Source organism: Novosphingobium sp. BL-A-41-Hi4B-X5A (genome assembly GCF_055521705.1).
The window spans coordinates 71,149-93,463 of record NZ_JBVFVT010000003.1 but is presented as its reverse complement, the minus strand read 5'-3'; the positions used below and the strand labels follow the sequence as shown (position 1 = coordinate 93,463).

Below are 22,315 nucleotides of genomic sequence, written 5' to 3'. Positions count from 1 at the left end.
TTCTTGAGGCGCTGGCGGCGCCCCGCTCAGTTTTGAATAGCGCGCGCCGGATAACCCGCGTTGGTTGATGCAGCGGCAATCGCAGCAGCATTGGTGCGGCGCGGGTTATAGGTTGCGCGCGCGGTCTTGGCTGCGAAATCGACCGTGACCGCCGTTACCCCGGCGACGCCTTCCATCGCCTTCTTCACGGTGATCGGGCAGGTGGCGCAGGTCATGTTCTCTATGGCAAAGGTGGTTTGCTTCTGAGCGGTTGCGGTAGCCGCGGGGCGATCTTGCGCCGTGCCACTAACTGCATAGGCGACCCCGCCGCCAGCCATAGCCAGCACGGCCATAGCGATACATACTGTCTTTTTCATGGGTATTTCCTTTCAATAGAACCAGGGTGCCCACCAGTCGATGGTAAGCGCCAGGATGGCGACGGCAAGGCCCAGCCACAGCACCGCCTTGGTGGTCCAAGCCGATTGTGGACGAGCGCAGTAGGAACCGTCTTCACAGGGCGGTTTCGGCTTGAAATAGACATGCCAGAAGCCGTAGCCGAGCAGCGCGAGCGTTACGCCTGCGACATAGGGCTTGTAAGGTTCGAGCGCCGTCAGGTTGGCGATCCACGCGCCGGAAATTCCGAGCATAACCAACAGTAGCGGGACGACGCAGCAAGCCGAGGCGAGCCCCGCGCCGATCAATGCGCCCGCCGCAACCCAGTTTGCCTGCTTCGGCTCGTGGTTTTCGGTGAGGGCTGGCTGTCCCGCTTCCGGCGTTGAGACCATGGCTTGAATCCCTTGTTCCAACTGAGTGATTCGCAGTGTAGGCTCTGTAGCCACTACAGACTCAAGAGGTATTTTCATGGAGCAACAGGTCGGCATCTTGCGTGCCCAGCTTGCCCGGAAAACAGGCTGCAATCTCGAAACCATCCGCTATTACGAGAAGGTGGGATTGCTGCCGGGGCCGCCTCGCAGTTCCAACGGCTACCGCGTCTATTCGCCGGAACTGGTGCAAAGGTTGCAGTTCATCCTGCGCGCGCGCGACCTTGGCTATGCAATGGATGAGATACGGTCATTGTTGTCGCTCACCGATACCGGTGCACAAACCTGCGCGGAGGTTATGGCGAGAACCGAACTCCACCTTGAAGATGTCCGCCGCCGCATTGCAGATTTGCAGAAGATAGAGGTGACGCTGGCGACCACGTTAGCCAGATGCACTGGAGATGACGTTGCCGAATGTCCCATCCTGGAAGCACTCCAGTTTTTACCCCATCAAGGCAATTGACGCCATCTTTGAGGGATTTGATTTTGTGATGTCAGCTTGGAGTATAGCCTAACTGGACGTCAGGGCGGTACTGCGGTTTCTGTCAGATTAGGGTGATAAACGGAATTTGTTGACGAATTTCGTTACGTATCATAGATTTCAACCTGACATTTTGATGGAGAGAGTGCGCAGTGAAGGGGCAACGGATCGGCTATGTCCGGGTCAGCACGTTCGATCAGAATGTGGATCGCCAATTGGAAGGTCAGTCGCTCGATCGGACCTTCACCGACAAGGCATCGGGCAAGGACGTCAACCGCCCCCAGCTTGAGGCTCTGCTCACTTTCGCCCGCGAAGGCGATACCGTCGTCGTCCACAGCATGGATCGGTTGGCCCGCAATCTGGATGACCTGCGCAAGCTGGTCCAGGGCCTCACCAAGCGAGGTATCCGGATCGAGTTTGAGAAGGAAAGCCTGTCCTTCTCGGGGGAGGACTCCCCGATGGCCAATCTGATGCTCTCGGTCATGGGTGCGTTTGCTGAGTTCGAGCGCGCTCTGATCCGCGAACGGCAACGCGAAGGCATTGCGATCGCTCGGCAGCGCGGCGCCTATCGGGGGCGGAAACGGTCGCTCTCGGATGAGATGATTGCCGATCTGCACCGCCGCGTTGCCGCCGGTGAACGCAAGGCGACCATAGCGCGCGACATGGGCATCAGCCGCGAAACCCTCTACCAGTACCTTCGCGCCGCTGCCTGACACCAATGTTCACATTATGTCCGGAAAATCGTTGTTCAGCGTACAAAGCTTGAGGTGACGCCATTCTGGCGCGGGTAAGAGGCGAGCTTGCGAAGAATCTGGCTGGGGGCGACGATCCCCGCTGCGATCGTCGCCATGATGCGCAGGATGTCGGGCCAGTTGCGCTCGATGAGCGGTTCATTGATCTTACCTCCGACCAGCGCTCGCACATTGGCCGGCGTCGCGTTGGGCGTGAAGGCATAGAGTCTTTTCTGAGGGAGATCGCGGATACGGGGGGCGAACCTGTAGCCGAGCAAGGCGCAGGCGGCGAACACATGATCGGTGAAGCCGCCCGTGTCGGCAAAATGCTGGCGAACGCGGCGGCCCGCGTCATTCATGAGCAGCCCGTCCAGGATATAGGGAGCCTCGCTGACCGTTGCCGGGATCACCTGGGTTGCGAACGGCGCATATTGATCGGACACATGGCTGTATCCCTTGAGGCCCGGGACGTTGCCATATTTCGCGTTGATCAGATTCATCGCCTCGCCCTGCTCGGTAGCAAGGAAGAACTGCCCGTCGCTGGATGCCGATTGCCCTTGTCCCCAGAAGGCGGCCATGGGCAGGGCGGCGTGGGCCTCCACGATCATGGCGAGCGCCCGATCATAGGCGCTGCCTTCGACATGCCAGCGCGCGATCCGCAGCAATTCCCAGAAGCTGTGCGTGTTGGTCGCCGCCGCCATCTTGCGCAAACCGAGATTGACGCCTTCCGCCAGCAACACGTTCATCAGGCCGATCCGGTCGCTGCAGGGCGCGCCGGTGCGCAGATGCGTGAACGCCTCGGAAAATCCGGTTCGCTCATCGACTTCCAGCAACAGATCGGTGATCCTCGCGGGCGGGAGCTGTTGATAGAGATCGAGCACGAGATCCTCGGCCCCTTCGGGCGTGTCGGCCCTCAGCTTGTCGATGTGCAGCTTGCCGTTCTCGATGATGCCGCCTGGGATCGTGCCGGTTCGCGCCGCGCGGCCAAACTCCTTCAGCCGTGTATCCAGTCGAGCCCTGCGCTCGGCCAGCCATTCGCCGGGTCGCAGCGGCACGGCGAGCCGCGCGGTCTGCTCTATCGCCTGTGGCGGGACCAGAAGCTGCTTGAGGTCGCCATAGCGGCGCGATCCCGCCAACCATATGTCACCGGACCGGAAGGCGTCGCGGATGTGGAACAGCACCGCGATTTCCCAAAGCCGGTGGTCGCCGCTGGGCTCAGCGCGAAGATGACGATGCCATTTCAAGTTGGGACGTAGAAAATCCACCGGCGGATCGACCTTGATCCCGTTACGCAGCATCGCAACGGCCGCCAGAAGAGGCGTGGCGATCGGCGCCGCCTGCATGTCGAGCAGGCGCAGCATCCTGGGCGCGTAGAGGCGGAAACGGTGATAGCCGTCCAGCACACGGCTGAGCGGGTCGGCCGCGAGCACGTTGGTCAGTGCGGAGGCCGTGGCGACAAGGGTTCTGAACCGTTCCCAGCCAGGCCCGGTGGCGATTATCCCGTCCAGGGCCGTGCCATCGTCCTGCGCTCCAAGCAAAGCACCACCGATTTCGGCAAAGGACTTCAGCGTGTCCCGAACGGCCGCCTTTGCGTCGGCGATCCTGGTGTTGCAAAGGCGTTCGGAGGCCCGATAGAGACGGCCTACGATGCGATCGTGGGTCTCCACGATGACATCGGCCAGCGATGACCGCCATTCCAGGGTGCAGACAGCGAGGATCGCAAGCCGCCTGTCTTCGGGCAGATCACGCATGCCGTCGGCGTAATAGCGCTCGCCCTGCCGGCGAAGCCGGGTCACACGATGCGCCGGCACGCCGTCCAGCAAATCCGCCGGAAGATCGAACCTTTGAAGATATTCCAGTCGATCCATCAGCCGGTTAGCGGCTGCTGAATTTGCGCCAACCTCGAACTGTCGCAGCCATACGAAGCGCGTGACGCGACCATCCACCGTATCCTCCAACAGGTGAGCCAAATTCTCGCTCAGGGTTGGCGTGATGCGATGGGCGATAAGATCCTCGATCCGGCGCTCGGCCTCAACCAGCGCATCGGCGCAAAGGCGCTCGATCGTCGAGGAGCCGGGAAGGATCGTGCGGGTGCGGCGACACTCCGCAACGAAGCGACGGGCAAGATCCTCATTCGATGTCGCCGCCTCGGCTTCCCGAGCGATCCATTCGCGCAAATCCCGTGCGCCCCGCCCCGAAAAGGAGCGATAGCCGTAGATTCGGCGAAGGTCCGCCAGATGCTCGTGCCGGGTCTCCTCGCGCGCGGCATAGAGGAGTAGATCGTCGCTGGTCAGGCCGAGCTGGGCCGCGATGAAATCCGATACCTGCGCCGGGATCAACTCGCCAGGAGCGAGCACCCGGCCCGGGTAGCGCAGGACGCACAGTTGCAGCGCGAAGCCAAAACGATTGTGGGCGCGCCGGCGCTGGCGGATATGCCCGAGATCCTCATCGCTGAGGGTATAGTGCCGCAGCAGCTCACCTTGATCGACCGGCAAGTGAAGCAGCGCCTCGCGCTGTCGATCGGTCAGGGTCACGCGACGCGGCATACATGCTCCTTATTCTTTCCGAGCTACGGTTTGAGATAGCTTGATTGAGATGCTGGTTAAGATACACAATAGCCCAATCTTATGTGCTCATGTTCGTCACCGCCTCAAACCTTCGTTTGTGATCCATGCTGATCGGCTACGCCCGCGTGTCCAAAGCCGACGGCTCGCAGTCGCTCGACCTGCAGCACGATGCCCTTCGCGCTGCCGGTGTCGAGCCAGGCAATATCTATGATGATCGTGCATCCGGTAGCCGTGATGATCGCCCCGGTCTTGCCGCCTGCCTGAAATCGTTGCGCGACGGCGATGTCCTCATCGTTTGGAAGCTCGACCGGCTCGGCCGAACGCTCACCCACCTGGTCAGCACGGTGCAGAATCTGTCGGATCGCGGTATCGGTCTGCGGGTGCTCACCGGCAAGGGCGCGCAGATCGACACCACGACGCCATCGGGCCGGATGGTGTTCGGCATTTTTGCCACACTGGCGGAGTTTGAGCGGGATATGATCCGCGAGCGCACCATGGCTGGCCTGGCCGCTGCCCGCGCGCGGGGACGCAAGGGTGGCCGCAAGTTCGCCCTCTCCAAGGCCCAGGTGCGGCTCGCTCAGGCTGCTATGGCCCAACGCGACACGTCCGTTTCCGACCTCTGCAAGGAACTCGGGATCGAGCGCGTCACTCTCTACCGCTATGTCGGTCCCAACGGGGAACTCCGGGATTACGGTCAGCGCGTGCTTGCTGCCAAAACGCGATGATGATGACGGGAGCCCCGATCAAACTTACCCAAGCGGACGCCGCAGACGTTGCAGACCTGTACAACCGTTGCAGCGACTATTTCCTGTTGCAGGACGGGGCCGCGCCCACGCTGGACGATGCTCGCGAGCTTTTCTCCGATGTGCCGCCCGAAAAGAGCGCCCACAATCAAGCTGTCCTGGGATGGAAGGGGCCTGGCGGCCTATTTGCAATCGCGGCCATCCTCCGCGATTATCCGCGTGATGGCACATGGTATCTCGGCTTCATGATCGTAGATGCCGCACAGCGTGGTCGTGGCGTCGGACGCTCAATTTACTCGACGGTCGAAAGCTGGGCCGCTGCGAGAGGTGCCACAGAGATTCGGTTGGCCGTGCTGGAAGCGAATGAAGCGGCAGAGCGATTTTGGCGTTCTCTCGGCTTCATTGAGTATCGGCGCGTTGGGCCAGACACCTTCAAAATGCGTAGCCATCGCCGGATAGAACTGAGCCGTCGCCTTTCTGGCGCGACCGTAGAAGGCAGCAACAAGTAAGATCTCGCGCCGGCTATCTGGGCGAGCTTGGCGTAGGATTCCGCCCCCTCCCGCAAACGCCCCCTTTCAGGGAAGGGGGCTTGAGATCGCCTTGATGGCCTTCAATCCCGTTCCAAAACGAGCGATCGCGTCCCTGTTTCTCTCCAGCTCGCCATAGGGCAGATAGGCGAAGTCGAGATCGGCAATACGGCTGAAAGCCGGGCGACGGAGTTGCGCGCGAACGTCCTGCTCGCGCGCATTCGGTGCGACCAGGAATAGCCCGGCGGCAGCGTGCAGATCGCTCCCCGACAGCGCCAGATCGAGCATGCGCACGATCCCCGAGTAGATCGAGGTCGAATGTTCAACCTCGAACGCGGCGGCGACGCCGTCGCCACCCTTCGCCAGCCACAACACGTCGATGAGGCGGATCGAGTCCGCTCCGGGAGAGGTCGCAATGGCGTCTGGAAGGCGCTCGAGGCATCCCTGTCCAAGCGGGCAGCCAGCGTGAAGTCGACCGCGGTCATTGGCGGCGATCCACACATCGTAACCGAGGGCATGGCCGAGGTCGCGCAGCCAGGCCTGGATTTCGGCGTGCGTGCGATCGGTTTCGCCCTGCGCGGCGGCTGTCTTGTCGAGCCGGCTTGCCTCCGCTCTGGCATGTTCCAATCTGCCGAGCCAGTCGTCGGCCGCCGTTGCGTCATCCTCCAGCGGTGGCGCGGGATAGCGGCCCGAGCCAATGTCGAACAACAGTCCGCCGATCGCGCCGAGATCGTTGGAGAGCAACTCGCGGTAACGGTCGTTGAGGTCGAGGATGCCGGCGCGCATGGCGAGAAAATGATCCCATGACCCGAGCTTCACCTTGGCGCCGGTGACGGCATTGTAGCCCTTGACGATCGCGGTATTGAAGGGCGGCACCAGCGTCGGGTGAAGGAAATAGAGCAGGTTGGCCGCCGCCGGCCCCAGCCCCTTGATCTTGAGCGCGTCTATGCTGCGGATGTGGCTGATGATCTCCTCGGCGGTATCGCAGCACGAGCAATTGTCGAGCAGGCGACCGAACGCCCGCTGGTTGTCCGGGCTTTCGTAGATGTCTGGAATGCGCAGCTTGGGCTTCCACAGCCAGGCATGGTCGGCGCCCTTGAAGATCTGCCGCTGTTCGGCGATCGAGTGGACAACCGTTTCCAGTGACGAGCCGCGATAGGCGACGCCGAACCGCCCACTTTCGATTTCTGCGACCACCTGCTGCAGCCCGCGACGGATGGAGCGGAAGTTTTTCAGCCGTTCGTCCCACAGAAACCAGGAGCGATAGGTGGCGCCGGGATCGTCTCGCCAACGACGGACAAGCTCGCTCACGAGATCATGATGTGTCGCGGGTAACAAGGTCATACTGGCTGGGTCATCTAAACTGGGCTCCTTGCCGTTCAGGCTATCGCGAGCAAGGGCGGCTTGCACGTTCAATGTGCGATCCGCGAAGCGTGCTCAAATTGTCGGTGATCGCGCAGGGAAACGCCGCTGGCATTGGGCGTTGCCGGTCGCAACCGTCGACCGGGCGCACAGCCAGGCAGACGGCCGGCACGGGCGTCGCCGCCCGGGAGCGGCGACGCAACCAGCTTTTTCCGGTCGAACTTAGCGGATCACTGCTTTGCGATCGCGGTGACCTCGCCATCGCTGCCCTTGAGCGAGAGGTCGAAATCGACCTTGTCGCCGACCTTGACCGCATCGGTGATCGACGGCGCGGCCTTGAACGCCATCGTCATCGCGGGCCACTTGGCCTCCGGGATCGGACCATGATCGAGCGTGATCGTGCCTGCCGCCTTGTCGATCGCGGTGACGGTGCCATGGCCCTTGGCCTTGATCGCGGCGTTCGCGTCAGGCGCCATCGACATGTTGCCCATGTCGCCGCTCATGGTCGCGGCGGGCGCCGCCTCGTTGGTCTCAGTCGCAACGGGGGCCTCCGCCTTCTTGCCGCACGCGGCAGTCAGGGCGGCGAGGCCGAGGGCAATGGTCAGTCGTGCATGGTTCATCGTCTTCTCCTTCATGATGAAACGGGTTGAGGGATGGGATCGGTCTTGGGCCGGCGCAACAGCAGGTAGGCGGCGGGCAGGACGAACATTGAGAGCAAGGGCGCGGTCAGCATGCCGCCGATCATCGGCGCGGCAATCCGGCTCATGACCTCCGAACCCGCGCCTGATCCCAGCAGGATCGGCAGCAGGCCGGCCAGGATCACCGCCACCGTCATCGCCTTGGGACGGACGCGCAGCAGCGCGCCTTCGCGCACGGCGGCCTCGACCTCGGCAGCGTCCGGATGTGCGCCGCGCTCGGCCAGCGCGTTCTTGAGATAGATCAGCATCACCACCCCGAACTCGGCGGAGACGCCGGCGAGCGCGATGAACCCGACCCCGGTGGCGATCGACTGGTTGAACCCCAGCAGATAAAGCGTCCAGATGCCGCCGGTCAGCGCAAACGGCAGCGTCCCCATGATCAGCGCCGCCTCGTCGAAGCGGCCGAAGATGAGGTAGAGCAGCACGAAGATGATCAGCAGCGTCGCGGGCACGACCAGCTTCAAGCGGTCGACCGCGCGCTCGAGATATTCGAACTGGCCAGAGTAAGCGATGCTGACCCCAGGCGAGAGCCTGACCTGTTTCGCCACCGCACGCTGCAGATCGCCGACCACCGAGGCAAGATCGCGCCCGCGCACATCGACGTAGACCCAGGTCGAAGGCCGGGCATTCTCGGTCTTGAGCATCGGCGGTCCCTCGGCGATCGAGACGTTTGCCACGGTGCCCAAGGTGATCTGCTGGCCCGCGGGCGTCAGGATCGGTAGCGCCCGCAGCCTTTCGAGGCTGTCGCGCAATTCGCGCGGATAGCGCACGCTGATCGGATAGCGGGCGAGGCCCTCGACCGTCTCGCCGATCGTCTCGCCGCCGATCGCGCCGGAGACGATGGCCTGGACGTCGGCGATGTTGAGCCCGAACCGCGCGGCGGCGGCGCGGTCTATGTCGACATCGACATAGCGTCCGCCGGTCAGCCGCTCGGCGAGCGCCGAGCTGACGCCGGGCACGCTCCTGGCCACGGTCTCGACATCATGCGCGATGCGGTCGAGCTCGGCGAGGTCACTGCCCGACACCTTGACCCCGATCGGGCTCTTGATGCCCGTCGCGAGCATGTCGATGCGGTTGCGGATCGGCGGCACCCAGATATTGGCGAGACCCGGAAGCTTCACCCGGCGATCGAGCTCGTCGACAAGGCGTTCGGGCGTCATGCCCGACCGCCACTGGTCGCGGGGCTTGAATTGGATTGTCGTCTCGAACATTTCGAGCGGCGCGGGATCGGTCGCGGTCTCGGCGCGGCCGGCCTTGCCGAACACGCTTTCGACTTCGGGCACGGTCTTGATCAGGCGGTCGGTCTGCTGGAGCAGCTCACTCGCCTTGGCGGCCGAGAGGCCCGGCAGCGCCGAGGGCATGTAGAGCAGGTCGCCCTCGTCGAGATTGGGCATGAACTCGCCGCCGAGCCGGCTGAGCGGCCAGGCCGTGGTGGCGAACACCAGAGCCGCGATCAGCAGCACTGCCTTGGGCCGCTTCATCGTCCAGTCGATCGCGGGCCGGTAGATATTGGTGAGCCAGCGATTGACCGGATTGGCCTGCTCGGCCGGAATGCGGCCCCGGATCAGCCATCCCATCAGGATCGGCACCAGGGTCACCGACAGGATCGCGGCCGCGCCCATCGCATAGGTCTTGGTGAAGGCGAGCGGCGCGAACAGCCGGCCTTCCTGCGCCTCCAGGGTGAAGACCGGAATGAACGACAGCGTGATGATCAGCAGGCTGAAGAACAGCGCCGGCCCGACCTCGGCCGCCGCCTCGGTGACGACGATCCAGCGCATCTCGCCATCGAGATGTCTGTCCGGGTGATCCTGCTCCCAGCGTTCGATCCTCTTGTGGGCGTTCTCGATCATGACGACCGCCGCATCCACCATCGCGCCGATGGCGATGGCGATGCCGCCCAGCGACATGATGTTGGCGTTCACCCCCTGGAACCGCATTACGACGAACGCGGCCAGCACACCGAGCGGCAAGGTCAGGATCGCGACCAGCGCCGAGCGGACGTGCCAGAGGAACAGGGCGCAGACCAATGCGACGACGATGAACTCCTCGACCAGCTTGCGGGTGAGGTTCTCGACCGCGCGATCGATCAGCTGCGAGCGGTCATAGACCGTGACCACCTCGACGCCCGGCGGCAGGCTTTTCCTGAGATCGGCGAGCTTGTCCTTGACCGCCGCGATGGTCTCACGGGCGTTCTTGCCTGACCGAAGAATAACGACGCCGCCGGCGACCTCGCCTTCGCCGTTCAGTTCGGCGATGCCGCGCCGCATCTCGGGGCCGACCTGGATCGTGGCGACATCGCCGAGCCGGACGGGCACGCCGCCCGCCGCAGTCTTGAGCGGGATTGCCCGGAAATCGTCGAGCGTTTTCAGATAGCCCGAGGCGCGGACCATATATTCGGCCTCGGCCATTTCCAGCACCGAGCCGCCGGCTTCCTGATTGGCTTGGCTGATCGCCTGCACTGCCTGGGCGTGGGTTACGCCGTAGGCCGCGAGCTTCACCGGATCGAGCAGCACCTGGTACTGCTTGACCATGCCGCCGATGCTGGCGACTTCGGCCACGCCGGTCACGGTCTTCAGCTCGTAGCGCAGGAACCAGTCCTGCAACCCGCGAAGCTGCGAGAGATCGTGCCGGCCGGTGCGGTCGACCAGCGCATATTCATAGACCCAGCCGACCCCGGTCGCGTCCGGCCCGAGCGCGCTGCGGGCGCTGGCCGGCAACCGACCCTGGACCTGGTTGAGATATTCGAGCACGCGGCTGCGCGCCCAGTAGAGATCGGTGCCGTCCTCGAAGATCACATAGACGAAGCTGTCGCCGAAGAAGCTATAGCCGCGCACCGTCTTGGCGCCGGGCACCGACAGCATGGTGGTGGTGAGCGGATAGGTGATCTGGTTCTCGACGATCTGCGGCGCCTGACCCGGATAGGAAGTGCGGATCACGACCTGCACGTCGGAAAGATCGGGCAGCGCGTCGATCGGGGTCGAGCGCACCGCCCACAGGCCCGCGCCGACCAGCGCGAGCATGCCGAGCACGACGAAGAAGCGGTTCCTCACCGACCAGCGGATGAGATGGGCGATCACTGGCCCGCCACCTTCGCCATATGCCGCAGCGTCGGTCCCGCCGGGGGCCGGTCGAACCCGAACCGGACCCGGTCACCCGCCTTGAAGCCGCGCGCGATGCCCGGATTGGCGAGCGCGAAGGTCATCGTCATCGCCGGCAGTCGAGCGCGGGAACGGGCTCGTGGCTGAGCGTCACCGAATTGGCCGTGATCCGCTCGATCTTGCCCGTCGTCTCGTACAGCGTGGCTTTCGACGCCGGCGCGGCGATGGTCGCCGATGCCGCACCGCCGCCGATCGGCCGCGCCTCGATTCCCGACAGGCTCGCCTCGGAATCGATCAGGAACTGCCCCGAGACGACGACGTTCTCGCCGGGCGACAGGCCGGCAAGGATCTCGGTCTCGCCGCCTGCCTCGCGGCCGATGCGGACCTCGGCGGGATGATAGCGCCCGTCGCCTGCGGCCAGCATGACGAGCGTGCGCCTGCCCGTGCGGATCACCGCTTCGCTCGGCACCAGCAGCGCCGGCTTGGCATCGCCGCCAAGCGCGACGCTGGCGAACATGCCCGGCCGCAACCGGCCGTCCCGGTTGGGCAGCTCGATCCGCACGGTGAGCGTGCGGCTGTCGGCCTGCGTGGTCGGCAGGATCGCGATCACCCGGCCGGCGAAGCGCTCGCCGGGGAAGCCCGCCAGCGTGGTGCTGGCATTCTGGCCGACCCGGACATCGCCCGCGCGCGCTTCGGGCACCGCGGCATTGAGCCAGACGGTGCCGAGCCCGCTTACCTGGGCGAGCGTCTGGCCCATGGCGAGCGTCACGCCGGCACGGGCGTCGAGCGTCTGGATCGTGCCCGAGATCGGCGTCGTGATCGTCACCACGCCGTTCGGGCGTCCGCTCCGCTCGACGCTGGCGATGAGGCCGTCGGACATGCCCATCAGCCGCAGTCGCTGGCGCGCGGCCGCGGTGAGGTCGGGCTTGCCGAGCCGCCTGACGCTCAGATATTCGGTCTGCGCGCCGCCCCATTCGGGCAGGAGCAGGTCCGCGATCGGCGCGCCGGCGCGGACCACGTCCCCGGGCGCTCGCGCATAGACGCGGCTCACGAACCCGCCCGAACGCGCCTGGATGACGGCGACGTCGCGCTGGTTGAAGTCGATCGTGCCGGTGACCTCGAGGGCCGAGGCAAGGCTGCCCATCTTCGCCGCGACGACCCGCAATCCCAGGCTCTGCCGCGCGGCGGGATCGACGGCGACCGTGGGGGCCGCGCCGGCGCTTCCTCCGTCCGCGTATCGCGGCACGAGCTGCATATCCATGAAGGGCGACTTGCCGGGCTTGTCGAACTTCTGGTTGGGGAACATCGGATCGTACCAGTAAAGGACTTTGCCTGCCCCGGCGGGCGTGGTCGCCTCCGATTGCGGTGCCTGGCGATGGCCAGCCCAATAGCCTGTGCCGCCGGCCAGCAGCGCGACAGCCAGGATCGATGCGCCCCAGCGCAGCGCGGATTTATCGAGCGTCATGGCCGCTCCTCCCCATAGGTGATAGTGATGCGGACCGCGTCGCGCGCGACGTCGGCTTCGCGGTTGAGCGCCTCGACCTCGGCCTCCGCGAGCCCGAGCGTCGTGAGCAGCGCGGCGCCAAGGTCGAGCTTGCCGGCGCCATAGCTGTCGCGGTCGAGCTCGGCGCGGTGCCTGGCGAGTGGCACCAGCGTCTCGCGGGCATTGCGCAACCGGGAGAGATGCATGGCATGGTCTGCGAGATCGGCGTCGAGCTGCGCCACCAGCTCGCGGCGGATCGCCTCGCGGTCGAACCGACCCCCTTGCGCAAGGCTCTCGCTTGCAGCGATCCTGGGGTTCTGGCGCTTGCCGGCGAACAGCGGCAGGTCGATCGACACGCCGACCGAGGCCATGTCGCCGTACATGGGATCGCGCCGGCCATAGGTGACGCCGACCTTCCAGTCGGGGCGCTTGTCGGCGCGCGCGAGACGCACGTCCGCTTCGGCGACTGCGATCCGCGCGTCCTGCGCGCGCAGGGCGGGAAGCGCATCGATCCCGGCCCGTAGCCGGATCGGATCGACATCGAGCATCGGCGGGTCGCCCGTCGCCTGCGGGTCGGGGTCGCCGGTATAGCGCGCGAGCCGGGCCCGCGCCTGCGCCACCACCGCAGCCATCTCGGCGCGGCGATCGGCGATGGCGGCGCGGAGCTGGTCGGGCTCGAGCGCCTGGCTCGGGCGCGCGCTGCCCGACGCCAGGCGTGCGGTCACGGTCTTCTGCAGGTCGTCGAGGCTGGCATCGAGCAGGTCGAGCTGCCGGAGCCGGCGTTCTCCATAATAGAGATCGACCCAGGCGAGGGCGGTCTCGAGCCGCACGTTGCGGCCTTCGACCAGCTCGCCCGCCTCGGCGATACCGATATCGGCCGCGGCGCGCGCGGCGCGTGCATGGCGCTTGGCGAGATTGGGGAAGGTCTGGCTGAACCCGATCGTCGCCATAGTGAAATCGTCGCGCGTGAAGCTGCCGGCATTGGGGCCGCTCACCGGGAAGTTCTGCAGGCCCAGGTCGAGCGTCGGATCGGGCAGGCGATCGGCCGCGACCGCCGAAGAGCGGGCGCCGGCTGTCGCCGCCGCGCGCGCCTTGAGGCTTGGCGCGTTGGCGGCAGCGAGCCTCACGGCCTGCTCGTAGGTGAGCGGGCCGGCCGACACCGGCACGGCCCAGGCGCTCGCAAGCGTCGCACCGATAGAGAGCAACAGGCGTCGCACAGCGCGCCTCGGCATCATGATCATGGATATCATCCCCTCATGACAGATGCGGCGCGCCAAGATGTGACGCGCCGCTCCGGAGCGGGTTTAGCCCTTGTCCGACCTGACTGCGCCGCGCATGCAGTCGGCGGCGCTTGCCTGCATCATCGCGCAATCGCAGCTGGCCATGTCCCGGCTGTCGGGCACCCATATGCGGACACGCGCAGGGCCAGTCGCCCGCGGACCATATTGCGGCGCCGACCGCCATTCCCAATGGCCTTGCGGCGTGCGGCTCGCGTCGGTTGCAAGCGCAGGCGCGGCGAGACTGAGGGCCGCCACAAGGGCGGCCGGAAGCAGTTTGATCATCACGAAAACCTTTGACTGAAAAGAAGGAAACCGGGCGCGCACGCATCGATCGATGCGCGCAGCCCGTGCTCGTTCAATCAGGCAAGGCTGGTGGGAGGATCCGGCTCGGGCGCAACCGCCTTGCCGGTCAATATCGTGTCGGTCGTCCAGAAGCTGGGCGCGTCGTAGAGACGCGCAGGCGCAACGCCGCCTGCCAGGTCCGCTGCGACCAGCGGGATCACGCACCCCATCGCGGCGATGCAATCGAGCGTCAGGCCCTTGCAGGGCTTTTCGCTGGGCGCAGGCTGCTGCTTGGCCATCATCGCCATGCAGTCCGCATCCATGCCCTTGGCCAGCGGCGCGCCTGCCGCCTGCGGCACGCTGTGCGCGGCCGCCATCTGGGCTCCGAAGAGACCGGACAGCGCTCCGATGACGAGCAGGAGGGCGAGCAGGCGTTTCACGGGCCTCGATATCTAGCGGGTTTCGCGGGCGCAGCCAACCAAAGTCTCGCGCCGCGCGGATTTTGAAGTGCTGACGGCTGATTCCGTCAACTCCGCGTCAATAAAGATCCGGCCCGGGGAAGAAGATCGGCTGCGGCCTCTACGTATATCGAGGCTGGACCCGGGACCGTAGTCCCAAGCCTGAAGAGACGCTCTTCCCCTCGGCAAAGTCCGGGCGGTGGCTTACCATCCAAGGAGGTGAATATGGTCAGAAAAACTCTCATGGTCGCGCTTGCCGGCATTTCGATGCTTGCTGCCGTCCCCGCTATGGCCCAGGGCATCGGGCACAGCCTGTTCATGCGCGGCTCGATCGTCGACACGGGCAGCAACGGCACGGTCGTCTGCATCGGCAAGGCCGATGGCGCCGAGGTCGGCCAGAAGCTCGAGGTCTATCGCGTCGTGACCCATCCGGGTCCGTCCAAGGGCGTGGCGCCGACCTATCACCGCCAGCTCGTCGGCCATGTGACGATCGACCATATCTTTGACGATCACTTCGCGCACGTGTCCGTCGCCGACGGCACGCCTGCCAGGCACGACATCGTCGAGCTTCGCAAGAACTGACAAGCCGGTGGCCCGGCGGCACGGGCTGCCCTGCGACGCGTCGGGGCAGCGGGCCGCCGGCGACGAGGAGACCGTTCGGGGTCAAAGCGAAACCGCTTGACCCTGGACCATGGTCCAACCGGCATGATCGAGCGGATGACATGGGCAATTTCAAGATCGGCGAACTGGCCGCGGCCGCAGGCGTGGGGCGGGATACGATCCGCTATTATGAGCGGATGGGCCTGCTGCGCGAGCCCGCGCGCACGGCAGCGGGCTACAGGCTCTACGACGCGACCGACCTCGAGCGCGTCAATTTCATCCGCTCGGCGCAGGAGCTTGGTTTCACACTCGAACAGGCCCGGCAGCTGCTGGCGCTCAGGGCGTCGGACACCGCGCATGCCCAGGCCGTGCTCGATATCACGCTTGCCAAGATCGCGGACGCCGAAGCCCGGCTCGAGCGCCTGTCGGATATCCGCGACATGCTGCGGATGCTCGCCGACGAATGCCCGGGCGAAGTGCCGGTCTCCGATTGCCCGATCCTCGCCTTCCTGACGGCGCGGCGGAAAGACCAGCAGCATAACAAGAAACATCAGGCAGCGCAGGACGAACGATCACCACGAGCGAAAGGGGTTTTGTCATGAAGAAAATGCGTTTGATCGCCGTCCTCACGCCGGCGCTGCTTCTAGGCGCCTGTGTGACCACGCGGCCGACCTCGGCGCAGGTCGAGAGTTGCCGGGCGATGGAGGGCAATATGGGTCTCCAGACGCCGCATGATCATGGCGAGATGAAGGGGCAGGGGCGCAACCCGATGAACCTCTCGCACGACCGGTGTCTCCGGATTCTGCGCAGCGCGCAATGAGCCGGTCCGGACGCCAGGGATGGCGCCCGGACACAGTTTTCAAGCCAAGGAGCAAAGCCATGATCGACCATGCGAAGAAAGCCCTTCCACTTGTCGGCGGAAGCCTGTTGCTGGCGCTCGCGCTTTCGGGCTGCGACCGCCAGGCCGACCAGACGGTGCCGCCCGCGGCGAACAGCGTCGCCGCCACCCCGGTCCTGACCGACAGCGGCAACGCTGCAGACGCGGCGCCGATGGACGCGATGAGCAACCAGGCCGAGATGGAGCGGCATCACCGTCAGGCGATGGACCATGACGCGATGCGCGCCGGGGCCGGCAACCAGACCGCGCCGGCACCCGATCCCGCGCCGGGCAATGCGGCGATGCCGATGAAGGATATGTAGGCTCGCACACTAAGGGGATGAGGATGTCCAGGCGGATCAGCCTTCGACGCTTGAGCCTCGGCTGCGCAATCGCTCTCAGCCTGTCCGCGAGCGCGGGCGCGCAGGAGGGCGAGGATCATGCCGCGCATCATGGCGCAGGCATGCCGGCCGGCGGGGGCATGTCCGCACCGGCAGAGCCGGGGTCGTCGGACATGGCGAAGATGATGAACCCCATGATGGATCGCATGATCAATGGGGAAGGGGAGAATGAGCACGGCCACGAATCGCGCCGGACCGGCTTCATCTCGCAGCTGCTCGCCTTTCCCGCGCTTGACGAAGCGGCAAGGCAGCGGGTCGCTGCGCAGGCCGGCGAACGGGTAAGCACGGGTCTGGCGATGATCAACGCCGCCTCGGCCGACGGCGCGCGTGCGACCACGGTCTCGGCCCGGCTCGATGCGGCGCGGCGCCTGCGCGAGGGAACCGACCTGTTCCGCTCCGGCACCGCCGCGCAGGGCGCGATCGGGGGCTTGCAGCCGCCCCGGGAGGTCGGGCTTGCCTGGCTGCGCGATCAGCTCGACATCGACCAGGCCGCGCCCGGCCATGCCGATCACTGGTTCGGCATCTCGCCCTCGCACCTCCTTCTCATGCTGTTCCTGGGGCTGGTGAGCGCCACGCTTATCGCGCTGCAGATCTTCCGCCTGCGGCGGATCGGGGCGATCGCCGGCGGTGTCGCCACCGCCAAGGTTCCAGCAAAGCCGGAGCCGAAGGCTGCCCCTCCCGCTACCAGGGTTGCGCCCGCGCCTGCACCCGTTGCCGACAGCGCCGGGCTCGCGCCGAGCAATGCGGCCGCACCCGCTGGGGCGTCGCTGCGCAAGCCCAAAAGCTGGGCGGGGCAGCTGCGCGTGGTCCAGATCGTGCGAGAGACGCCGAGCGTGCTGACCTTCCGGCTCGCGGACCCGACCGCCGACCGGCTGCCGTTCGACTTCCTGCCGGGCCAGTTCCTGCAGGTCGAGGTAGAGCCCGAAGCGGGCAAGACCGCGCGCCGTTCCTACACGATCGCCTCTTCGCCGACCCAGCGGGCCTATGTCGAACTGACGGTCAAGCGCGAGGAGCAGGGCGTGGTCTCGCGATACCTGCACGACAAGGTCGTCGCCGACGATCTGCTGAAGGTCAGCGGACCGTTCGGCGCCTTCACCTTCACGGGAACGGATGCCCAGAGCATCGTGCTGATCGCGGGCGGGGTCGGCATCACCCCGATGATGTCGGTGCTGCGCTATCTCACCGACACCGCGTGGAAGGGTGATATCTTCTTCTTCTACGGCGCACGGTCGACCGAGGAATTCGTGTTCCGCGACGAGCTCGAGCGGCTCGAACGCCGTTTTCCCAACCTCCATGTCGTCGCCGCGATGCAGCGCGCGCCCGGCACCGTCTGGATGGGCCCCGAAGGGCCGATCACGCGCGAGATGATCCTGGCCGCGGTGCCGGAGATCGCGAGCCGGCGCATCCATATGTGCGGCCCGCCGGCGATGATGGGCGCGATGCGCGGCGTGCTGGCGGAACTCGGCGTCCCCGAAGCGCAGCTGCACACCGAGGCGTTCGGTCCGGCCTCGCTGCCGGCCGACCACGAGGATCTCGAGGTCAAGCCCGCGCCCCCGCCAGCGGATAAGCCGGCCCCGAGCGCCGAGGTGGCGCCGAGCACGGTGACCTTCTCCGTGTCGGGGGTGTCGGCGGCCTTGCCCGCGGACGAGACCGTGCTGGAGGCGGCCGAGGGCGCGGGCGTCGAGATCCCCTATGCATGCCGTGCGGGCACATGCGGCGCCTGCGTGGTCAAGCTGCTGCAGGGCGAAGTGACGATGGAGGTCGAATCCGGCCTTGCGCCCGCCGACAAGGCGCAAGGCTATGTGCTCGCGTGCCAGGCGAAGGGGACGGGCACGCCGCTCGTGGTCGAAGCCTGATGCGCGAACGCAGCGACATTGCCGTGGGCCTGCTGGTCGCGTTCCTGCTGCTGTTCCCGTTCGGCTATCTCGTGCATGTGTCGCCCCGCTTTCCGGGTAGCCTGGCCGGCGGGATCATCGGGATCGCAGCGCTCGTGCTGATGCTGCTGACGCTTCCTTATGTCGCGGCCAAGCACATCGCCTGGGTCGACAAGGCGCTCTCCCGGGTCGTCAGCAAGCCAACCCTGCTCGCCATCCACGTCTATGCCGGCGTGCTGGCGCCGATCCTGGGTCTGGTCCACGCCGCGCACAAGCTCGAAAGCCCGGTCGGCCTGCTTCTGACCGTCCTCCTGCTGATGACGGTCATCACCGGCTTCATCGGCCGCTACCTGCTTGCCCAGCTTGGTCGGGCGCTGCGCGGACGCAGGTCAGAACTGGCCTCGCTTCGCGCCGCCTTCCTCGAGGAGCCGGCGGCGCCGACGCAGGCCGATACCGCAGCCCCGCCGCTGTCGGGCTGGAAGCGCTATCTGTTCGTCGCCGGGGATGCGTCCGCGGGCCAGCGCCCCCAGGACAAGGCGGGGATCGCCGCAGCGCTGGCCGATACCGAATTCGCGATCCGTGCCGAAGAGGCAACCAACACCCTGTTCGCGCGGTGGCGGTTCCTGCACATCCTGCTGGGCTGTCTCATCTTCGCGCTGCTCGCGCTCCACGTCGGCGCGGCGATCTATTACGGGCTGCGCTGGCTATGAGCTGGCAGCGTCTTTCCTACGCCGTCTTCATCGCAGCCCTGCTGGTGATGGTCGCCGCGGTCGCGATCCGGATGCGATCGGACGCGCCGAGGGATGCCGGCCTGGTGGCGCAGCTCGTCTCGCCCGGCCCGCTCTCGAGCGCGCACCAGTCCTTTGCCGGCCAATGCACGGCCTGCCACACGCCGGGCAAGGGCGTCGAAACCCGGACCTGTCTCACCTGCCATGCGGGCACCGATTTCGGGACGAAGCAGTCGACGCAGTTCCACGCGAAAGCGACGCAGTGCACCTCCTGCCACGTCGAACATGAGGGAGAGCGCGGCATCATCCGCATGGATCACGCCGCGTTGCTCGACATGGCGAAGTGGCGGCAGCCTTTGGCGGGCATGTCGACAAACACTCGAAGCCTGACCCCCGAGACCGCGCTCAATTGCGCGAGCTGCCATGCGTTCCGCGATCCGCACCAGGGCCTGTTCGGCACCGACTGCGCGAGCTGCCACAAGACCGACAGCTGGAAGATCGCCAATTACCGCCATCCATCGGTCAATTCGACGCAGTGCGCCGAGTGCCACAAGGCGCCGCCGAGTCACTTCATGGAGCATTTCAGCATGGTCTCGCAGCGCGCAGCCGGATCGAAGGCGCGCGTCGACCAATGCTATGCCTGTCACGCCACCGACAGCTTCAACAATATCCGCAAGCGAGGCTGGTATGATCACCATTGAGGCCGACTGGCTGAGCGCCTTCTTCCGGCTCGCGGTGATCGGCCTGGAACTGGCGGGCACGCTGACCATCCTGGTCGGCGCGGGGCTCGCAACCTTTCTGTTTGCGCGGCGGGCGAGGGCGGGCGACCGAACCGAGGCCTATAGCGCGTTCCGCTCGGCGCTCGGCCGCAGCATCCTGCTCGGCCTGGAATTTCTGGTCGCCGGCGACATCGTCAAGTCGCTGGTGATCAACCCAACGCTCGACGATCTCATCGTTCTGGCCGGGCTGGTGCTGGTGCGGACCTTCCTGAGCATCTCGCTCGGGGTCGAGATCAACGGCCACTGGCCCTGGGAGGAAACCCGGATGGCGCGGGAGAAGGCGCGTGCGGCGTCGGATGGGTCGCCTGCGACGGCTGAGGCCGCCGGATGCGGCACAGCGCTCAAGGGATAGCAGATGGGAGGTGCATGATGATCGAGAGACGCGAATTGCTGATGGCCGGCGCCGGCCTTGCCGCCGCCGGAACGCTGGCTGTGCCGGCGGCGGCGCAGCAGCATCGAATGGAAGGGATGGCGATGTCGATGACGGACTGCATCGACGATTGCGTGGCTTCGCACCGCATGTGCCTGGAAACCGCCGCTTGGCTGACGAAGCAAGGCGGCGCGTCAGCTACGGCGTCGCTGATCGCCATGCTGAACGACTGTGCGGAACTGTGCCAGGCGACCGCCAACTCGATGCTGCGGGAATCTGCCCTGCACCGCATCGTCTGCCGCGCCTGCGCCGACGCTTGCGAGCGCTGCGCCGAGGAATGCGGACGCCATAGCGCGGACCAGCGGATCGCGCGTTGCTCGGCCACCTGCAAGAAATGCGCGGCGAGCTGCCGAACGATGGCGGACATGTCGAGCTGAGCGGCGCGCTTCGCACGTGCCCCACATAGTCACGTTCAGGCCAGAGCCCCCGGTCACAGCTTGTGTGTCCGACAACTACGCCAGGACAGCGATCATGGCACGTGGCACAAAGTCCGAGTATCCGGCAACGGCGGAAATCATCGCACCCGCCATCGCCGGAGCCTTCCGTGCCGCCACCCGATAGTCGGGTAATGCCGAGCACCATCTTTACGATTGCGTGAACGCTCCACGGTCGATCTGTATTGGAGAAGTCAGTGTCAACCGCCGAATTTGTCAACCGGCTACCCGAATTGCTCCGCCCCAATCCAGCAAGGGTAGTGATCAGACCCTATATGCCGTCGACGGAAACCTATAAATATGCGGTACCGGATCAGCCACGTGCGCAGCGCATCGCCGACCGCGTCCTGGCGCTCGACCCAGCATCGCTCCACGATGAGTTGCAACGCATTCTTGATGATTTCTCGGGAAGGCATCGTGAGGTTCCGTCCCTGTTTTTGCGGCGGTTCCACGAGGTTGATGGCATCATCGTCTGTGATTGCGAGGTCACCCATGAACAGGCGCTCTTGATCGGTGCCCATTTTTGCAACGAATATTCCTATGAGGCAGCAGCGCTTTTCAATCCGAGCATCGTCCTGCATCCTGATCAGTCTGCTGTACCTGAAAACTCTCTCCGATTCATTCTTTCCCTGCGAGGCGTGGGCGAGGGGCATATCTCCTCCGTCACCTTTCGCACCGGGTTTTGCGCCGCGGACGGAACCATAGCAATCAATCCTCCGAGCCCCATGCCGCTCGTGCTGGAGACTGAAAACATCTCCGGCGAGGACGGGCCGGACGCGGGCATTCGGATCAAGTGCGATGGCAGCCACGATCTCTCGGAGATCGTGATCTTTCCGACAACCCCCAGCCAGCGTGGTGGCATCGAAGACCTTCGCTTGGTCCGCTTCCTGGACGACGATGGCCGAGCCACCTATTTCGGTACATATACGGCATTTAGCGGCCAGTCCGTCCGGCAGGAGTTGTTGTCCACGCCGGACTTCCGGACATTCGAACTCAGACCGCTGCGTGGGGATGCCACCGGTAGCAAGGGCATGGCGCTTTTCCCCCGACGCATTGCCGGGCACTTTGCCATGCTTGGGCGCGAGGATAACGAAAATATCTGGTTCCTGACGTCCGCGGACATTCACGACTGGAGTGGCGGAGCGAAAGCCATCGAACCTCGCTGGCCTTGGGAGTTTGTCCAGATCGGTAATTGCGGATCGCCGATCGAGATCGACGAAGGCTGGCTGGTCGTAACTCATGGAGTCGGCGCCGTTCGGAACTATTGCATCGGGGCGTGCCTGCTGGACCGTGACGATCCCTCGAAGCTGCTGGCGCGGACGAAGCTACCGCTTTTGCGGTCGGACATGGATGAGCGCGAAGGTTATGTGCCAAACGTAGCCTACAGCTGCGGCGCGATGGTACATAATCGGGTGCTGGTACTGCCTTATGCCATTGCTGACAGCTTCACCACTTTTGCCACTATTCCTCTCGAGCGTCTGCTGGCCGCCATGGATTAGTCACTGTTGCCGACCTGTCCTGCTCTCGAGTCCGAACCATAGTTACACATCGGCACAACAACGATGCCAGTGCGATAATTTATGGCCATCTCAGAGACGGACTTCGCACATTACGTATACAGCAAGGCGGAAGGTGACACCATTTCACGGGCAAGCTCCGGAAGGGGCGACAATCGACCGGGC

Annotated in this window: 22 protein-coding genes and 2 pseudogenes; 14 read left to right on the top strand and 10 right to left on the bottom strand. The window is 65.3% G+C overall.

Annotation, left to right across the window (positions count from 1 at the left end):
- Nucleotides 1-26: 26 nt before the first annotated feature.
- On the bottom strand, nt 27-356 hold the full coding sequence (locus ACZ1JY_RS20180; RefSeq protein ID WP_004213249.1) for a heavy-metal-associated domain-containing protein: 330 nt from the start codon (nt 354-356) through the stop codon (nt 27-29).
- Between the two features lie 12 nt (nt 357-368).
- On the bottom strand, nt 369-764 hold the full coding sequence (locus ACZ1JY_RS20175) for a mercuric transporter MerT family protein (protein ID WP_014072602.1): 396 nt from the start codon (nt 762-764) through the stop codon (nt 369-371).
- 76 nt (nt 765-840) lie between these two features.
- Here ACZ1JY_RS20175 and ACZ1JY_RS20170 point away from each other — a divergent pair, with 76 nt between their 5' ends.
- Nucleotides 841-1,263: a MerR family transcriptional regulator gene (locus ACZ1JY_RS20170; RefSeq protein ID WP_014072603.1), complete on the top strand. Its 423-nt coding sequence runs from the start codon at nt 841-843 to the stop codon at nt 1,261-1,263.
- A 170-nt stretch (nt 1,264-1,433) separates the two neighbouring features.
- On the top strand, nt 1,434-1,994 hold the full coding sequence (locus ACZ1JY_RS20165) for a recombinase family protein (RefSeq protein WP_004213255.1): 561 nt from the start codon (nt 1,434-1,436) through the stop codon (nt 1,992-1,994).
- Nucleotides 1,995-2,056: 62 nt separating this feature from the next.
- On the opposite strand, the pseudogene ACZ1JY_RS20160 reads toward ACZ1JY_RS20165, so the two are convergent.
- A pseudogene (locus tag ACZ1JY_RS20160) lies at nt 2,057-4,558 on the bottom strand (Tn3 family transposase); the annotation flags it as partial.
- 125 nt (nt 4,559-4,683) lie between these two features.
- Between ACZ1JY_RS20160 and ACZ1JY_RS20155 the strand changes: the two are divergent.
- The gene (locus ACZ1JY_RS20155; RefSeq protein WP_008832583.1) at nt 4,684-5,304 is read left to right on the top strand and encodes a recombinase family protein; all 621 of its coding nucleotides are present in this window, start codon (nt 4,684-4,686) and stop codon (nt 5,302-5,304) included.
- Nucleotides 5,301-5,831 (top strand): N-acetyltransferase family protein, encoded by a 531-nt coding sequence (locus tag ACZ1JY_RS20150; RefSeq protein WP_465131592.1) that lies wholly within the window; start codon nt 5,301-5,303, stop codon nt 5,829-5,831. The genes ACZ1JY_RS20155 and ACZ1JY_RS20150 overlap by 4 nt, the downstream gene beginning before the upstream one ends.
- 66 nt (nt 5,832-5,897) lie before the next feature.
- On the opposite strand, the gene ACZ1JY_RS20145 is transcribed toward ACZ1JY_RS20150, so the two are convergent.
- From ACZ1JY_RS20145 to ACZ1JY_RS20115, 7 genes and pseudogenes are all read right to left on the bottom strand, one after another.
- Complete coding sequence (locus ACZ1JY_RS20145; protein ID WP_013039108.1) at nt 5,898-7,193, bottom strand: hypothetical protein; 1,296 nt, start codon at nt 7,191-7,193, stop codon at nt 5,898-5,900.
- A gap of 248 nt (nt 7,194-7,441) precedes the next feature.
- The gene (locus ACZ1JY_RS20140; RefSeq protein ID WP_007683329.1) at nt 7,442-7,831 is read right to left on the bottom strand and encodes a copper-binding protein; all 390 of its coding nucleotides are present in this window, start codon (nt 7,829-7,831) and stop codon (nt 7,442-7,444) included.
- A gap of 11 nt (nt 7,832-7,842) precedes the next feature.
- Complete coding sequence (locus ACZ1JY_RS20135) at nt 7,843-10,986, bottom strand: efflux RND transporter permease subunit (RefSeq protein ID WP_007406408.1); 3,144 nt, start codon at nt 10,984-10,986, stop codon at nt 7,843-7,845.
- Nucleotides 10,983-12,472: pseudogene (locus ACZ1JY_RS20130) on the bottom strand (efflux RND transporter periplasmic adaptor subunit). The gene ACZ1JY_RS20135 and the pseudogene ACZ1JY_RS20130 overlap by 4 nt, the downstream one beginning before the upstream one ends.
- Nucleotides 12,469-13,731, bottom strand: a complete 1,263-nt coding sequence (locus tag ACZ1JY_RS20125) for a TolC family protein (protein ID WP_013039107.1) — start codon at nt 13,729-13,731, stop codon at nt 12,469-12,471. The pseudogene ACZ1JY_RS20130 and the gene ACZ1JY_RS20125 overlap by 4 nt, the downstream one beginning before the upstream one ends.
- Nucleotides 13,732-13,794: 63 nt before the next feature.
- Nucleotides 13,795-14,052: a hypothetical protein gene (locus ACZ1JY_RS20120; RefSeq protein ID WP_007683334.1), complete on the bottom strand. Its 258-nt coding sequence runs from the start codon at nt 14,050-14,052 to the stop codon at nt 13,795-13,797.
- A 77-nt stretch (nt 14,053-14,129) separates the two neighbouring features.
- Nucleotides 14,130-14,492, bottom strand: coding sequence for a hypothetical protein (locus ACZ1JY_RS20115; RefSeq protein ID WP_007406428.1), 363 nt, complete (start codon nt 14,490-14,492; stop codon nt 14,130-14,132).
- 243 nt (nt 14,493-14,735) lie between these two features.
- Between ACZ1JY_RS20115 and ACZ1JY_RS20110 the strand changes: the two genes are divergently transcribed.
- The 10 genes from ACZ1JY_RS20110 to ACZ1JY_RS20065 all read left to right on the top strand — a co-directional run bounded on the left by ACZ1JY_RS20110 (nt 14,736) and on the right by ACZ1JY_RS20065 (nt 22,132).
- A complete protein-coding gene (locus ACZ1JY_RS20110) occupies nt 14,736-15,092 on the top strand; it encodes a hypothetical protein (protein ID WP_004212653.1) in 357 nt (118 codons plus the stop codon).
- 140 nt (nt 15,093-15,232) lie between these two features.
- Nucleotides 15,233-15,712, top strand: coding sequence for a heavy metal-responsive transcriptional regulator (locus tag ACZ1JY_RS20105; protein ID WP_007406417.1), 480 nt, complete (start codon nt 15,233-15,235; stop codon nt 15,710-15,712).
- Nucleotides 15,709-15,930: a hypothetical protein gene (locus ACZ1JY_RS20100; protein WP_007406426.1), complete on the top strand. Its 222-nt coding sequence runs from the start codon at nt 15,709-15,711 to the stop codon at nt 15,928-15,930. The genes ACZ1JY_RS20105 and ACZ1JY_RS20100 overlap by 4 nt, the downstream gene beginning before the upstream one ends.
- A 59-nt stretch (nt 15,931-15,989) precedes the next feature.
- Nucleotides 15,990-16,310 carry a hypothetical protein gene (locus ACZ1JY_RS20095; protein ID WP_007406382.1) on the top strand — a complete coding sequence of 107 codons (321 nt, stop codon included), beginning with the start codon at nt 15,990-15,992 and terminating at the stop codon, nt 16,308-16,310.
- A 23-nt stretch (nt 16,311-16,333) separates the two neighbouring features.
- Nucleotides 16,334-18,244 carry a 2Fe-2S iron-sulfur cluster-binding protein gene (locus tag ACZ1JY_RS20090; RefSeq protein WP_030089529.1) on the top strand — a complete coding sequence of 637 codons (1,911 nt, stop codon included), beginning with the start codon at nt 16,334-16,336 and terminating at the stop codon, nt 18,242-18,244.
- Nucleotides 18,244-18,972 (top strand): hypothetical protein, encoded by a 729-nt coding sequence (locus ACZ1JY_RS20085; RefSeq protein ID WP_126001929.1) that lies wholly within the window; start codon nt 18,244-18,246, stop codon nt 18,970-18,972. Before ACZ1JY_RS20090 ends, ACZ1JY_RS20085 begins: the two co-directional genes overlap by 1 nt.
- On the top strand, nt 18,969-19,691 hold the full coding sequence (locus ACZ1JY_RS20080; RefSeq protein WP_007406380.1) for a hypothetical protein: 723 nt from the start codon (nt 18,969-18,971) through the stop codon (nt 19,689-19,691). The genes ACZ1JY_RS20085 and ACZ1JY_RS20080 overlap by 4 nt, the downstream gene beginning before the upstream one ends.
- Nucleotides 19,678-20,121, top strand: a complete 444-nt coding sequence (locus ACZ1JY_RS20075; RefSeq protein ID WP_007406411.1) for a DUF1622 domain-containing protein — start codon at nt 19,678-19,680, stop codon at nt 20,119-20,121. Before ACZ1JY_RS20080 ends, ACZ1JY_RS20075 begins: the two co-directional genes overlap by 14 nt.
- A 14-nt stretch (nt 20,122-20,135) precedes the next feature.
- Entirely contained in the window at nt 20,136-20,576 is a 441-nt protein-coding gene (locus ACZ1JY_RS20070; protein ID WP_015449267.1) for a four-helix bundle copper-binding protein, read from the top strand.
- Nucleotides 20,577-20,830: 254 nt separating this feature from the next.
- Nucleotides 20,831-22,132 (top strand): glycoside hydrolase family 130 protein, encoded by a 1,302-nt coding sequence (locus ACZ1JY_RS20065; protein WP_438830636.1) that lies wholly within the window; start codon nt 20,831-20,833, stop codon nt 22,130-22,132.
- Nucleotides 22,133-22,315: the final 183 nt, after the last annotated feature.

What these genes read in the sequence shown, in the direction of transcription:
- ACZ1JY_RS20180 (WP_004213249.1), bottom strand. Translation starts at nt 356, where the DNA reads ATGAAAAAGACAGTATGTATCGCTATGGCCGTGCTGGCTATGGCTGGC.
- ACZ1JY_RS20175 (WP_014072602.1), bottom strand. Translation starts at nt 764, where the DNA reads ATGGTCTCAACGCCGGAAGCGGGACAGCCAGCCCTCACCGAAAACCAC.
- ACZ1JY_RS20170 (WP_014072603.1), top strand. Translation starts at nt 841, where the DNA reads ATGGAGCAACAGGTCGGCATCTTGCGTGCCCAGCTTGCCCGGAAAACA.
- ACZ1JY_RS20155 (WP_008832583.1), top strand. Translation starts at nt 4,684, where the DNA reads ATGCTGATCGGCTACGCCCGCGTGTCCAAAGCCGACGGCTCGCAGTCG.
- ACZ1JY_RS20150 (WP_465131592.1), top strand. Translation starts at nt 5,301, where the DNA reads ATGATGATGACGGGAGCCCCGATCAAACTTACCCAAGCGGACGCCGCA.
- ACZ1JY_RS20145 (WP_013039108.1), bottom strand. Translation starts at nt 7,193, where the DNA reads ATGACCTTGTTACCCGCGACACATCATGATCTCGTGAGCGAGCTTGTC.
- ACZ1JY_RS20140 (WP_007683329.1), bottom strand. Translation starts at nt 7,831, where the DNA reads ATGAACCATGCACGACTGACCATTGCCCTCGGCCTCGCCGCCCTGACT.
- ACZ1JY_RS20125 (WP_013039107.1), bottom strand. Translation starts at nt 13,731, where the DNA reads ATGATCATGATGCCGAGGCGCGCTGTGCGACGCCTGTTGCTCTCTATC.
- ACZ1JY_RS20120 (WP_007683334.1), bottom strand. Translation starts at nt 14,052, where the DNA reads ATGATCAAACTGCTTCCGGCCGCCCTTGTGGCGGCCCTCAGTCTCGCC.
- ACZ1JY_RS20110 (WP_004212653.1), top strand. Translation starts at nt 14,736, where the DNA reads ATGGTCAGAAAAACTCTCATGGTCGCGCTTGCCGGCATTTCGATGCTT.
- ACZ1JY_RS20105 (WP_007406417.1), top strand. Translation starts at nt 15,233, where the DNA reads ATGGGCAATTTCAAGATCGGCGAACTGGCCGCGGCCGCAGGCGTGGGG.
- ACZ1JY_RS20100 (WP_007406426.1), top strand. Translation starts at nt 15,709, where the DNA reads ATGAAGAAAATGCGTTTGATCGCCGTCCTCACGCCGGCGCTGCTTCTA.
- ACZ1JY_RS20095 (WP_007406382.1), top strand. Translation starts at nt 15,990, where the DNA reads ATGATCGACCATGCGAAGAAAGCCCTTCCACTTGTCGGCGGAAGCCTG.
- ACZ1JY_RS20090 (WP_030089529.1), top strand. Translation starts at nt 16,334, where the DNA reads ATGTCCAGGCGGATCAGCCTTCGACGCTTGAGCCTCGGCTGCGCAATC.
- ACZ1JY_RS20085 (WP_126001929.1), top strand. Translation starts at nt 18,244, where the DNA reads ATGCGCGAACGCAGCGACATTGCCGTGGGCCTGCTGGTCGCGTTCCTG.
- ACZ1JY_RS20080 (WP_007406380.1), top strand. Translation starts at nt 18,969, where the DNA reads ATGAGCTGGCAGCGTCTTTCCTACGCCGTCTTCATCGCAGCCCTGCTG.
- ACZ1JY_RS20075 (WP_007406411.1), top strand. Translation starts at nt 19,678, where the DNA reads ATGATCACCATTGAGGCCGACTGGCTGAGCGCCTTCTTCCGGCTCGCG.
- ACZ1JY_RS20070 (WP_015449267.1), top strand. Translation starts at nt 20,136, where the DNA reads ATGATGATCGAGAGACGCGAATTGCTGATGGCCGGCGCCGGCCTTGCC.